A 13,383-nucleotide genomic window follows, 5' to 3' on the forward strand; every position below is an offset into this window, starting at 1 on the left:
GGGTATGACAGCCGGGTCGCCCGGGAACGGGGCCGAGAACGAACGCGACGGGCCGCGCCAGATCAAATCGGTGCGCACAGCAGCGACGGTTATCGACGTCATCAAACAACAGCAGGGCGGCAGCCTCGCCGACATCTCGGCGGAACTCGAGTTGACCAAGGGGACGGTCCACACCTATCTGCAGACGCTGGTCGACTGTGGATTCGTCACGAAAGAGGACGGGGAGTATCGACTGAGTTTCCAGTTTATCGCGCTCGGCGAGCACGTGCGAAACGAGACCGACCTCTACATGGCTGGCCACAGCGAGGTGGACGAACTCGCAGAGCGTACGGGGGAGTACGCGCATCTGGTCGGCGAGGAACGAGGACGAGAGACAGTCCTCTACGAGAGCCGCGGTGAGTTCGCAGTCGCGATGGATTACCATCTGCGGATGCGCGAGACGCCGCAGTATCTCCACGATACAGCTGCAGGAAAGGCAATTCTCGCGCACGTGCCTGAAAATCGGCGCGACGAGATTATTGCGAACCAGGAGTTCGAACGCCAGACCGCGAACACGATTACGGACGCCGCCGAACTCCGGGAGACGCTCGCAGACATTCGCGAGCGGGGGTACGCGCTCAACGATGAAGAAGAGATTCGCGGAATGCGTGCGGTCGGTGCGCCGGTGCTCGACCCGGACGAGACCGTCGTCGGCGCGGTCAGCGTGACGGCACCGACGAGTCGGCTGAAGGACGAACGATTTCGCACGGAGATGCCCGAACAGGTAATGGAGACGGCAAACCTGATCGAGGTCAATCTGGAAACGGCTCGATTCGATAGCTGAGACTGTGGTTCTGGTCCGCCCGACAGGCGGTACCCCGCTCGCTCGCGCTCGCTTTTTGCAAAGAGATATATGACCCTCGCCCGGAAATTCTGTCAGTAGCTATGTTCGAGCAGCGACAACCAACGGAGTTTCGACGGAGACGGCAACGACCGGTAACGGCGGGTGAGCCGCGATGAGTGACGAGGCCGACACGGACTCAGGACCGAGCAGCAATCAGGACGCAGACCGCACCGCACGACTGCTCGGCGTGCCACTCGACCTTGGTGCGAACCGCCGTGGCGTCGACATGGGTCCCTCGGCAATCCGCTACGCCGACGTTGCCGCCGAACTCGCCGCCGCCGGTGTCGACTGCATCGATGACGGTGACCTCGAGGTCCCGCGACTCGAGACGAGTTCACCCGCACCTGCGTCCGGTGTGAACGACTCAGACTCGAACACGAACACGAACTCGAACTCGAACACGAACACGAACACGAACTCGAACTCGAACTCGAACTCGAATACGAACGCAAAGTACCTCGACGACATTGGCGGCGTAACGGCGACGCTTGCGGATGCCGTCGCCGCGACGGTCGACGACGACACGACACCGCTCGTCCTCGGCGGCGACCACGCAGTCGCCATGGGGTCGATGTTCGGTTCCGGCCGTGGCACCGACAACGGAATCGGCGTCATCTGGTTCGACGCCCACGGCGACTACAACACGCCCGCGACATCCCCGAGCGGCAACGTTCACGGCATGCCGCTCGCCGCCGCCCACGGCCGCGGCTCGTTCGCCGATCTCGACTGGGCCGACACGGACGCCGTCAGTGAGGAAAACACCGTCCTTGTCGGGATCCGAAGCCTCGATGACGAGGAACGAGCAGCACTGCGTGAGAGCGAGGCCACCGTCTTTACCATGCGCGAAATCGACGAACGCGGTATCACCGCCGTCGTCGAAGACGCACTCGAAATCGCCACCGACGGCGTCGACGGGATTCACGTGAGCCTGGATCTGGACTGGCTCGATCCGACGGTCGTTCCAGGCGTCGGCACCCCTGTCCGCGGCGGTGTCAACTACCGCGAAGCCCACGCCGCACTCGAGTTAGTCGCCGAGCGCGACCGGGAGGCAGACATCCTGCGGTCGATGGACGTAGTCGAGGTAAATCCGATCCTCGACCGAGATAACCAGACGGCGGAGGTTGCAGCGGAACTTGCGGCCAGTGCGTTCGGGAAGCGCATTTTGTAGGCGTTTGTGCTGTCTGGCTGTTCTGCTATCGACGTTTGTGTTCGATCCCAGTCTGTCCGGAAAATCCACCTATTTTAAGCCCTCCGGTGACAACTACCATGCATGCGACGCGAGACAGCAGAGCCGAGTGTATCGCAACTGCCAGGTCCGGCTGCAGCTGAGTGGGTCGAGTACCACCAGCAAGCGGCTGCCACGAGTACGTACGTCTACGATTTCGTCTGGGACATCACCGCGGACGCGGAGGGACCGTTCTGTACGGACCCTGATGGGAACGTCCTGCTCGATTTCACGAGTCACGTGGCCGCGGCCCCGCTCGGGTACAACAACCCGCTCCTGATGGAGAAGTTCGAGGAGTTCGACCTCGTCGACCCGCTCAAGATTGCCGGTCACGACTTCTACGTCAGCACTGGTGGCTCGCCGGAGGACGCAGCGCTTCCCGGACCATCCCACCTGATAAACACGCTGGCGGACATTACAGACCACTACGACATGGACACCGTCTTCCTCTCGAATTCCGGGGCGGAGGCGGTCGAGAACGCGATCAAGCTTTGTTACGACAACTGTGCGGAGCCAAAGTACGGGCTGACGTTCGAGGGAGCCTTCCACGGCCGGACCCTCGGAGCGCTCTCGCTGAACCGCTCGAAGTCGGTTCACCGGCGCGACTTCCCCGAGATCAGTGGCATTCACGACGTGCCCCCCAGCATGGGCGGCATCGAGCGCCTGCGTGAGAAACTCGACCCCAAGAGCGGCCACATTCCCTCGGAGCAGGTCGCGTTCCTCATCCTCGAACCGGTCCAGGGCGAAGGCGGCTACCGCGTCCCCGACGACGAGTTCATGCGCGAGGTGTCTGCCCTCTGTACAGAACACGACATTCCGCTAATCGCCGACGAGATCCAGACCGGTGTCGGCCGCACCGGCGAGATGTGGGCGTCGGATCACTACGAGTTCGAGCCAGACGTGATCACCAGCGCCAAGGCGCTTCGTGTCGGCGCGACGATCTCGCGCGAGGACCTCTTCCCCGACGAAGAGGGGCGACTCTCCTCGACCTGGGGTGCTGGCGACATCATCGCCTCGATGCAGGGGACGCTTACCCTCGCTGCAATCGAAGAACACGATCTCGTCTCCCACGCTGCGGAGCAGGGAACGCTCCTCGTCGACCTCCTCACCGACGTCAAAGAGAGCCACGAGGACGTCGTCAACGACGTCCGCGGCCTCGGGCTCATGGGTGCAATCGAGTTCGACACCGCCGAGCGCCGCGACGAAGTCGTGGAGGCTGCACTCCAGCGCGGCCTGCTTACCCTTGGCTGTGGCAAGAAGACGCTGCGACTACTTCCACCGCTCGACGTGCGCGACCGGGAACTCGAGATCGCGATCGATCTCCTCGAGGACTCGATCGCCGCGGTCGAGCCCGCTACGGTGGCGAACTAGGGGAGACGACTCGGCTCGCGCTCGCGCTCGCACTCGCACTCGCACTCGTGCTGTCGAAGCCGATCCCTAGCAGATCGTCAGGCAATCGCCAGCACAGTCGATTAGCAGTGAGCCATCGCGCTGTCACCCGGCCGACGGCCGCCCCTGCCTCGTAGTGCCGTCGTCCAGCTTCACTCTCCCAATGGTACCGCACCTGCGACTGCTTACCGGCCCTTGAATTCCGGTTCGTACTCGTCTTCGGCGAACGCCCGCGCCCCCTCTTCGTGATCGTCCGTCTCGAGTAGACTCCGGAAGAGCCGTCCGTCGTAGGCCCGCCCCTCCTCGAGTCCGGTCTGCGTTGAAATCGCTGCGGACTCCTTGATCGACTGGATGGCCAGCGGCGGCTGCGAGGCCAGTTGCTCGGCGAACGCCTGTGTCTCCTCGTCGAGGTCGTCGCCGTAGACACGGTTCGCGAGACCGATTTCGGCCGCGTGCTCGGCGGAAATGTGCTCGCCGGTCATCGCGAGTTCCTTGGCAGTCGAGGGGTCGGCGAGTTCGGCGAGGTACTGCACGCCGCCAGCGCCGGGCAGGAGTCCGAGATTCACCTCGGGGAAGCCGAACGAACTCTCCTCGTGTGCAAATCTGAAGTCACAGGCGAGTGCCGTTTCGAGGCCGCCGCCCAGGCAGTAGCCGCGAACCTTCGCGATAACCGGTGCGGGGAACGCCGCGATGAACTCGTAGTGGCTCTGCCCGGACTGCGCGCCGGGACTCGAGTCGCTGAACTCGGTGACATCGGCACCAGCGCAGAACGTGCCGCCCGCGCCCTCGACGATGACCGCCCGGAGCGCGATGCCGTCGGCCTCGTCGTTTTTCGACTCGAGCCACTCGAGACTCCCGACGAGATCCTCGCGAAGCTGGGTGTTGAGCGCGTTCAGCGAGTCCGGCCGGTTCAGTGTGACGTGGCCGACGCCGGTGTCGTCGTCGAACGAGGCGAGCGTGGTGTCGAACTCGGTATCGTGTTCCATAGCCGGGACCACGGTAAACAATCACATAATTTTGTCGACCAGTACAGCGGCCACGCCGTGTTTGCCCCTTCTGCTCATCTGCGAGAAACCGATGAGTTCGAATTTACTATAGCAACAGGAGATTCATATCTATTTCTCCCCAAAATTGATGCCGCGTTCTGTGGCCCGCTATCGTGGTCTATGGCACGATCCGCCAGCAAAACACTACCTCCGATTTCGCTTACCAGCGAATACATGAGTACACCTGTGAATCGCCTCGGGGTCAAGTGGTTCGAGAATCGGAGATTCTCGTCATCACGAGAGAGCTTTGCTCTCTCGATCGACCTCGAGGCTTCCTGCTTCGATGACGCGCTTTGCAGACACCGAAGTGGTGTCCGTAGGGAGCACAGTCTCCACAGGCGTGTCTTCGGGCCATCCCAGCCCTAGCTCAGAAAAGCCGCGTTGAAGGACGTTCATCGCCGCATTCGCATCCCGGTTACACTCGAACCCACAACTCGGACAGGAGTGTTCCCTGACCCAGATTGGTTTCGCCGTCTCCATACCACACGACGCACATTCTTTCGTCGTGCCTCGTGCTTCGACCTGCACGACGTGACAGCCGTATAGGTCGGCTTTGTATTCGAGGAGGGTGATGAATTGCCGCCACGCTGCATCCTGCTTGTTGCGAGCGTTATGCGAGTCTTCCAACATCCCCTTCACGTCCAAATCCTCAACGAACACCGCGTCGTACTCATGGACGAGCCACGTTGTAATCTTGTGCTGATAGTCCAGCACCTTCCGGTGGATGTGACGCTTGACCGTCGCCACTTCCCGACGCTGTTTCTCGTAGTTGTTCGATCCTTTCTGTTTCCGTGAGAGCGTGCGTTGCTCGCGTCGGAGTCGCTCGTACTCGTCTTCGAGGTCGAGACAGTCCACGGTCGTGCCGTCGCTGGTGTGGATGTAGTTGAGGATGCCGAGGTCGATACCCACGCTGTTGCTTGAATCTAACTCGTCCAGCGCGGGTTTCTCGGGTAAGTCAGCGTCGTCGGTTTCGAGACCGAACGAGACGAACCACTCACCGGTTGTCTCTTTCTTGACTGTGACTTCTTTGATGTCTGCTTCATTCGGGATGTCGCGGTGGTATCGGAGGGGGATGTCACCGATTTTGGAGAGCCAGAGTGTCGCGTGTCGGCCACTCGTGTTTTTGAGATCGAAGCCAGACTGCGAATACGTCATACTCTGGAACTTTTTTGGAGACTTCCACTTGAGCTTCCCAACCTTGTGGCCGTTCTGTTTCTGCTCAGAGAGGCCGTCAAGGTTCTGGTAGAACCGTGTGACGGTTCGTTGCAGAGCCTTCGAATTGACTTCCGAGAAGACAGAGAACTCGTCTTTCCAGTCGGGGAGTCGGTAGTGGTGTTTGTACGCGGAACCGATGTCGTCGGCGTCCACGTGTTCGTACTCGTACCGGGTGTAGTTGTACGCTTGGCGATGAATGTCGATGTGTCGTTCCAGCTCAGCCGCTACCTGTTGTGTCGGATAGGTGAGGTAGCGGTGACTGTACTCCATCGCCATCTTTTGATTCAAAGTGTATTCACTTAATGGTTTGTATGTTCACCTATCGGATTCAACCTGGGAATCAAGCCCCGGGGCATTCTCCTATACTGCTTGTAAAGGCTGATTGCGGCACGGCTGCCGTTCTCCAATCTGACTTGACCAGACTAAATTCCGGGAATACCGAATACTACCAGTACCGAGTTTCGACCGTGACGTCAGACGAACGTCACTGGTGGGACGAGAGAGTGGGTACTCGAGTACCGCCCACCGGTCACAACTGAACTGCAATACGACGAAGAACGGACTCGAACGGGGACACCGCCAGCGAATGTTGCGATGAAATGCTGGTCAGTTGCCCATGTACCAGCGCCGATACGTTCGTAAAGCTTTCCGGAAAAGTCGAAAGAGTTCTGTCGGTGGCCGGAGACGGAGTCGATAATGCCAGATACACCAAACCGCTCCGTCGCACGCGCGTTCACGATCATCGACGAACTCTCGGAGAACGGCAGCGGCCGCGCCTCGGAGCTGGCAGCACGGCTCGAGATGCCGGTGAGTACCGTCCACGACTACCTGCAGGCGCTCGTCGACACCGGGTACGTCACCGTCGAGGACAAGGTGTACCACCCCTCGACGCGATTTCTCGAGGTCGGCCACCGGCAGCGCCACCGGTTTGAGGTCGTGAAAGCAGTTCGGGACGAACTCGCGGCCGTCGCCGAGGAAACTGGCGAGCACGTGACGCTCCTGATCGAGGAGAACGATCAAGCAGTCATCCTCGCGGTACAGGAGGGCTCAGAGGCGATCACGTTGTTCGCCTATCCCGGCGCACGGATGCCCCTGCACGTCACCGCGCCGGGAAAGGCGATGCTCGCCCACATGGACCCCAAACGTGTAGAATCGATCCTCGACCGCGGCCTCGTCGAGATCACCTCCGAGACCATTACCGACCCCGACGTGCTGCTGGAGCAACTCGAGTTGGTTCGCGAACGAGGATACGCAGTCGACGAGGGCGAGCGCATCGCGGGGATGGTCTGTATCGCCGCGCCGGTGCTCGACAAACGCGACGAACTCCGGGGCGCGATCTGTGTCTGTGGGCCGGAAAGCCGACTCGACGAGACGAGACGGGCGGAAATCGCGGACGTCGTGAAGCGAGCGGCGAACGTGACGCAGGTGAACCTGGATTACGTTTGATACCTTAGTAGCCGACGAACTCCGGATCATCCTCACCGAAGAACGCACCGAGTCCGCGCTCGTAGTCCTCCGTTCGGGCCGCCTTCGCGATGGCGTCGGTCTCCGCAGCCAGGTGGGACTCGAGTCCCCGCTCGTAGCTCTCGGTCAGCAGTCGGCTGGCGGTGCCGAGTGCGTGCGTCGGGCCGCTGGCGAGGTCGGCTGCGAGGTCAGCGACGTGGTCGTCGAACTCCTCGGACGGCACGACCTCGGTTGCGAGTCCGAGGTCGACGGCCTTCTCGGGGCCGATCGGCTCGTCCCGGAGGACGATCTCTTTCGCGTTCCGGAGGCCGACGAGGCGCGGCAGGAAGAACGTCGAGCCGCCGTCGCCGGTGAGCCCGATGCCGGGGTAGGCGAATCGCAAGGTGGTGTCCTCACCGAGGACGAGCAGGTCAGGCATCAGCGCGAGGCTGAAACCGATTCCGGCGGCGATGCCGTTGACAGCGCCCACGACGGGTGTTTCGGTCTGTTGGAACTGGATGACCGCCTCGTGGGCGCGGCCGGCGAGTTGGCGCAGCCGTGCCGCGTCAGAATCGTCGCCCTCGAGTTGGGAGAGATCCGCGCCGGAGCCGAAGAACTGGCCCTCGTGGGTGAGCACGATACAGCGCGTCTCCTGGTCTTCGCCGAGCTCGGCCGCGACCGCGATCAGTTCGTCGGCCATCTCGAGTGTGAGTGAGTTACGGCCGGCGGTGCTGTCGAGCGTCACGGTGGCGACGCCGTCGTCGTGATCGACGGTGAGGTTCTCGTAGTCCGTCATGTCGGGCGAGGATTCGTGGCGGTGTTGGTTAACTGTTATCGTCGGCTGAGTCGGCGGTTCCGCTGTGTTCCAGTCTGAGCCGCGAGCAGCGTCGAGCGCTGTTCCGGCATCGTCGGAAGCCATGCCATGATTGCTTCGATCTCCGTAACCCACTCCGTGCTTGTGTTCGGTCTCGGTAACCCACTCCGTGCTTGTGTTCGGTCTCGGTAACCCACTCCGTGCTTGTGCACGTTCTCCGTGAATCGGACACTTTAGTAGGTCCCTCACGAATATTCGTCCATGGAACTGACGAGCGAACAGGAGCTTATTCAGCAGACGGTCCGAGAAGTCGTCGAAAACGAGGTTCGAGAGGGTGTTCACGAAGCCGACGAGTCACAGACGTTTCCAGAGGACGTCTGGGACGAACTGGCCGACCTCGACCTGACCGGGCTCACCGTTCCCGAGGAGTACGGCGGGATGGACGTCGACGAGATTACGTACAGCATCGTCAACGAAGAACTCGCCTACGGTCATCTCGCGGTGGCGACGGCCCTGTCGGTTCACTGCCTGGCAACGTCGTGTATCCGCGAGTTCGGTACCGACGACCACCGCGAGGAGTGGCTCCCGGAGATGGTCTCGGGCCGGCCCGTTGGCGCGTTCGCGCTCTCGGAGCCCGACGCCGGCTCGAACCCGGCCGAGATGACGACGGAAGCCAAACTCGACGAAGGCGCCGGCGAGTACGTCATCAACGGCAAGAAGCAGTGGATCACGAACGGTGAGCGCGCGGGCGTCGTCGTGCTGTTCGCGAAGACGGACCGCGACGACCCGAATACTGTTACCCAGTTCCTCGTCCCGAAGGACACCGACGGCGTCGAGGTCGGCAAGAAGGAGGACAAACTGGGGCTGCGCGCGAGCGACACGACGACACTCATCTTCGACGACGTGCGGATTCCGGCGGAGAATCGCCTGACAGAGGTTGGGTCGGGACTCAAAGCAGCGTTTTCAATCCTCACGGGTGGCCGGATCGCCATCGCGAGTCAGGCTGTCGGCGTTGCGCAGGCGGCACTTGACGCTGCGACCGCGTACGCGAACGAGCGCGAGCAGTTCGGCCAGCCGATCATCGAGCATCAGGCGATCGGGCACAAACTCGCGGACATGCAGACCGACGTGCAGGCCGCCCGCCTGCTCACCCGCGACGCCGCGCGCAAGAACGAGGACGGCGTCGACCCGACGGCGGCAGCCATGGCGAAGTACTTCGCCAGCGAGGCAGCCGTCGACGTGGCAAACGAGGCGGTGCAGGTCCACGGCGGCTACGGCTACACGAAGGATTTCGACGTCGAGCGCTACTACCGCGACGCGAAGATCACGACGATTTACGAGGGAACCAGCGAGATCCAGAAGAAGATTATCGCACGAGATCTGAAGTCGAACTGAGGTCCGGACACCCGTATCGGCTTCCGGCTTACTCGTACTCGTAGAACCCTTTCCCCGTCTTCTTCCCCAACTCGCCCGCCTCGACCTTCCGCTTCAGCAGGTAGGCCGGCTGGTAGCGATCACCGAGTTCCTCGTGCAGCGTCTCGGAGGCGTGCAGACAGATGTCGAGACCGATGTGATCGGCCAGCGTGAGCGGCCCCATCGGGACGTTCGTTCCGAGTTCCATCCCCGCGTCGATATCTTCCTTCGTGGCCACGCCCTCGTCGTAGGCCCGAATCCCCTCGTTGATCCAGGGCATCAGAATCCGGTTCGTGACGAAGCCAGGTTTGTCGTCGGACTCCCAGGTGGTCTTCTCGAGTGCCTCGGCGAACTCGTGGGCCAGCGCGGTGATCTCGTCGGTCGTCTTCTCGCCGACGACGACCTCGACGCCCTCCATAATCGGGACGGGGTTCATGAAGTGCAGGCCGACGACGCGCTCGGGGCGTTCGGTCGCGCTTGCGATCGACGTGATCGAAATCGTGCTCGTGTTCGTCGCCAGCACGGCCTCGTCGTCAACGATGTCGTCGAGGTCAGCGAAAATGTCACGTTTGACATCGAGGTCCTCGAGTGCGGCCTCCACGACGAGGTCACAGTCGGCGAGGTCGTCGAGTTCGGTGGTGCCCTCGATTCGGTTACGGACCGTCTCAGTGTCCTCGCCGTCCGGGAGTGAATCGCGGTCGTCGAGGCGACCGAGGCTGTTCTCGATGGTCTCGAAGCCGCTCTCGACGTACTCCTGTTCGATGTCGCGGACGATGACGTCGTAGCCATGCGTTGCGGCGACCTGTGTGATGCCGCTGCCCATCGTTCCGGCGCCGACGACGCCGACGCTGTCGATCGAATCCAGGCTCTGGCGGTGGTCCTGTGACATACGCTGCTGTGCTGTCACGATCAGTATAAGTGTGCCGGATCGGCACCCAACACCGGACGACCGTTCAGAGAGTAACAACAAGACTTTAGATTCTTGCCAGAGATGTCCACACTAATGTTCGACCAGGAAGAGATAGACCAGATTCGCGAACAACGGGAACGGTGGGCCGATGACACACTCGAGCCGACACTCGAGTCCCACGGTGAGCGCCAGGACCGATTCGCGACGATCTCGAACCACGAGGTCGACCGACTTTACACCCCCGAAGATATCGCGGATCTCGAGTACGACGAGGATCTCGGGTTCCCCGGCGAACCGCCGTACACGCGCGGCCCGTACCCGACGATGTACCGCGGGCGGACGTGGACGATGCGCCAGTTCGCCGGCTTCGGGACGGCAGAGGAGACGAACGAGCGATTCCACTACCTGATCGATCAGGGGCAGACGGGGCTCTCGACGGCGTTCGACATGCCGTCGCTGATGGGCATCGACTCGGATCACCCGATGAGTGAGGGCGAGGTCGGAAAGGAGGGGGTCGCGGTCGACACCCTGCGGGATATGGAGATCCTTTTCGATGGAATCGACATCAGCGAGGTGTCGACCTCCTTCACAATCAACCCCTCTGCGGCGGTCATCTACGCGATGTACATCGCACTGGCTGACCAGCAGGATGTCCCGCGCGAGGAGATTCGGGGAACTCTCCAGAACGACATGCTCAAGGAGTTCATCGCCCAGAAAGAGTGGGTCGTTCCGCCGAAGCCCTCGCTCGATATCGTCACTGATACCATCGAGTTCGCCGTCGACGAGACGCCGAAGTTCCACCCGGTCTCCATCTCCGGCTACCACATCCGCGAGGCCGGCTCGACGGCGGCACAGGAGGCCGCGTTCACGCTCGCGGACGGCTTCGCCTACGTGGAGGACTGTCTCGACCGCGGACTCGAGGTCGACGAGTTCGCCCCGCTGCTCTCTTTCTTCTTCAACTCCCACAATTCGATCTTCGAGGAGGTCGCGAAGTTCCGCGCCTCGCGCCGGATCTACGCCCGCGTGATGGACGAGTGGTACGACGCCGAGCGCGACGAGTCGAAGCGCCTCAAGTTCCACACTCAGACCGCCGGCCAGTCGCTGACCGCCCAGCAGCCGCTGAACAACATCACCCGCGTCACCATTCAGGCGCTTGCCGGCGTTCTGGGCGGCACGCAGTCGCTACACACCAACAGCTTCGACGAGGCCCTGGCGCTGCCGAGCGAGAAGGCGGTCCGGGTCGCCCTGCGCACCCAGCAGATCATCGCCGAGGAATCCGGCGCAGCCGACATCGTCGACCCGATGGGCGGCAGTTACGCGATCGAGAAATTGACCCACGAGATGGAAGCCGAGATCATGGGTTACATCGAGGACATCAAGGAGATGGGCGACGGCTCGATCCGCGACGGCGTCCTCGACGGCATCGATCAGGGCTACTTCCAGCGCGAGATTCAGGAGTCGAGCTACGAGTACCAAAAGCGCGTCGAGCGCGGCGAGGAGGTCGTTGTCGGCGTCAACGAGTACACCATCGAGGAGGACACCTCGCCCGAGATTCTCAAGATCGACGAGACGACCCGCGATCGCCAGCTTGGGCGTCTCGAGGATGTCAAGGAAGAACGCGACGACGAGGCAGTCGATGCAACACTCGAGGCGCTCTCTGAGGCGATCGAGACTGACGAGAACGTGATGCCGTACATCGTCGACGCGGTGAAAGCCTACGCGACGATGGGTGAGATCATGCAGGTGTTCGAAGACCATCACGGGGCGTATCAGGAAGAGCTGAGCCCAGTCTAATCTCAGGGTATACATATACAATTTCTTTCGACATATCCAGTCCCAGTTAAGACAATTCATCTGAATCGCTTCCCCGGATTTTCTCACTATCAGCGGCCTAAGTCGGTGTTAGTGAATAGTTTCACAGAGGACTGACTACCGCATAGTACTCGAGTACTCCGAAGAGCAAAACACCATATGTTAGCATTAGAGGAGTGAGATTGGCCAGGTAGCTGTCTTAGACAGCACGACCGCCCAGAATAGCCATTTTAGTGAAATCTCAGTAGTTATATTCCTCTCCGAATGTGTATGTGCGCTGCGATAGTGCGGTCACTACTCGAGAGCGATCCGTTTCGCTATTGGACTCGTACCGATCACAAATCGCCCGGTACCAGTACCAATATAGTAATAACTGCAACTAGTTACACACTGATCGCCGAGTCATCTGGCGATCAGGTGTGCAGTGACTTGCAGTGGCTACTATACCAGTGTCGACTCTCCCGTTACACCCACTGTATGTAGCCGCCTCCGGACTCACAACGCCCCATCGTTGATCGTCGTTGCTGGCAACTCACCGTCGTAGACAGACTTGACGTTTGTCGCCGCTTCGAGGCTCATGTTTCGCAACGACTCCGTCGTCTGCGCACCGATGTGGGGTGTGAGAATCACGTTCTCGTGCTCGAACAGCGGTCCCTCTGGTGTCGGCGGTTCCGCTTCGAAGACGTCTATTCCTGCGCCGGCGATCGCATCGGACTCGAGTGCCCCTGCCAGCGCCTCCGTGTCGACGACTTCGGCGCGGGCGGTGTTTATCAAGATGTCCGACGGCGAGAGGTACTCGAGTTCGTCGTGCGAGATGGCGTGTCGCGTTTCGGGCGTGAGCGGGGTGTGGATCGAGAGTACGGCCGCGCGCTCGAGCAGGGACTCGAGTGAGTCGACGGCCGAGATGGAGTCGGGCAGCGTCTCCTCGTCGACGTAGGGGTCGTAGGTGAGACAGGTCATGCCGAGGCCGGTTGCGAGGTCGGCGACGATGCGGGCGATGTCGCCACAGCCAAAGAGGCCGATGGTGTCGCCGCGCAGTTCGTCAGTGGTGCCGTGGCCCTCCCACTCGCCGCTTCGGAGGCGCTGGTCAGCGCCGAGGAGGCGACGGCGGACGGCGAGCATGAGCGTGATCGCGTGTTCGGCGACGGCGCGGGTATCCTTCTGTAGTGACGATTTATCTCACTGGGGTCTCCCTGTACTCAATTTGTTCACCCACAGCAGGAGACGCAACCG

General features: G+C 61.5%; 11 protein-coding genes. 6 read left to right on the top strand and 5 right to left on the bottom strand.

The features are described from left to right. Positions 1 to 4 precede the first annotated feature (4 nt). The 3 genes from NMAG_RS03835 to NMAG_RS03845 all read left to right on the top strand — a co-directional run bounded on the left by NMAG_RS03835 (position 5) and on the right by NMAG_RS03845 (position 3,479). A complete protein-coding gene (locus NMAG_RS03835; protein WP_004216578.1) occupies positions 5 to 823 on the top strand; it encodes an IclR family transcriptional regulator in 819 nt (272 codons plus the stop codon). 172 nt (positions 824 to 995) lie between these two features. Then, a complete protein-coding gene (gene rocF, locus NMAG_RS03840; RefSeq protein ID WP_004216579.1) occupies positions 996 to 2,051 on the top strand; it encodes an arginase in 1,056 nt (351 codons plus the stop codon). Positions 2,052 to 2,153: 102 nt separating this feature from the next. Next, complete coding sequence (locus tag NMAG_RS03845) at positions 2,154 to 3,479, top strand: class-III pyridoxal-phosphate-dependent aminotransferase (RefSeq protein ID WP_004216580.1); 1,326 nt, start codon at positions 2,154 to 2,156, stop codon at positions 3,477 to 3,479. A 203-nt stretch (positions 3,480 to 3,682) separates the two neighbouring features. Here NMAG_RS03845 and NMAG_RS03850 read toward each other — a convergent pair whose 3' ends face one another. Next, positions 3,683 to 4,483: an enoyl-CoA hydratase/isomerase family protein gene (locus NMAG_RS03850; protein WP_004216581.1), complete on the bottom strand. Its 801-nt coding sequence runs from the start codon at positions 4,481 to 4,483 to the stop codon at positions 3,683 to 3,685. 294 nt (positions 4,484 to 4,777) lie between these two features. After that, a complete protein-coding gene (locus tag NMAG_RS03855) occupies positions 4,778 to 6,028 on the bottom strand; it encodes an RNA-guided endonuclease InsQ/TnpB family protein (RefSeq protein ID WP_049916401.1) in 1,251 nt (416 codons plus the stop codon). A 426-nt stretch (positions 6,029 to 6,454) separates the two neighbouring features. Between NMAG_RS03855 and NMAG_RS03860 the strand changes: the two genes are divergently transcribed. Beyond that, positions 6,455 to 7,204, top strand: a complete 750-nt coding sequence (locus tag NMAG_RS03860) for an IclR family transcriptional regulator (protein WP_004216583.1) — start codon at positions 6,455 to 6,457, stop codon at positions 7,202 to 7,204. Between the two features lie 4 nt (positions 7,205 to 7,208). Here the strand turns inward: NMAG_RS03860 and NMAG_RS03865 are convergent, their stop codons facing one another. Further along, positions 7,209 to 7,997 carry an enoyl-CoA hydratase/isomerase family protein gene (locus NMAG_RS03865; RefSeq protein ID WP_012996422.1) on the bottom strand — a complete coding sequence of 263 codons (789 nt, stop codon included), beginning with the start codon at positions 7,995 to 7,997 and terminating at the stop codon, positions 7,209 to 7,211. 279 nt (positions 7,998 to 8,276) lie between these two features. Here NMAG_RS03865 and NMAG_RS03870 point away from each other — a divergent pair, with 279 nt between their 5' ends. After that, a complete protein-coding gene (locus NMAG_RS03870) occupies positions 8,277 to 9,410 on the top strand; it encodes an acyl-CoA dehydrogenase family protein (protein WP_004216585.1) in 1,134 nt (377 codons plus the stop codon). A 28-nt stretch (positions 9,411 to 9,438) separates the two neighbouring features. On the opposite strand, the gene NMAG_RS03875 is transcribed toward NMAG_RS03870, so the two are convergent. Beyond that, positions 9,439 to 10,317 carry a 3-hydroxyacyl-CoA dehydrogenase family protein gene (locus NMAG_RS03875; RefSeq protein WP_004216586.1) on the bottom strand — a complete coding sequence of 293 codons (879 nt, stop codon included), beginning with the start codon at positions 10,315 to 10,317 and terminating at the stop codon, positions 9,439 to 9,441. Between the two features lie 114 nt (positions 10,318 to 10,431). Here NMAG_RS03875 and NMAG_RS03880 point away from each other — a divergent pair, with 114 nt between their 5' ends. After that, positions 10,432 to 12,132 (top strand): acyl-CoA mutase large subunit family protein, encoded by a 1,701-nt coding sequence (locus NMAG_RS03880; RefSeq protein WP_004216587.1) that lies wholly within the window; start codon positions 10,432 to 10,434, stop codon positions 12,130 to 12,132. A gap of 513 nt (positions 12,133 to 12,645) precedes the next feature. Here NMAG_RS03880 and NMAG_RS03885 read toward each other — a convergent pair. Then, positions 12,646 to 13,272, bottom strand: coding sequence for an NAD(P)-dependent oxidoreductase (locus NMAG_RS03885; protein WP_004216588.1), 627 nt, complete (start codon positions 13,270 to 13,272; stop codon positions 12,646 to 12,648). Positions 13,273 to 13,383: the final 111 nt, after the last annotated feature.

The sequence above is a fragment of the Natrialba magadii ATCC 43099 genome, from assembly GCF_000025625.1.
Taxonomy (GTDB): Archaea; Halobacteriota; Halobacteria; order Halobacteriales; family Natrialbaceae; genus Natrialba; species Natrialba magadii.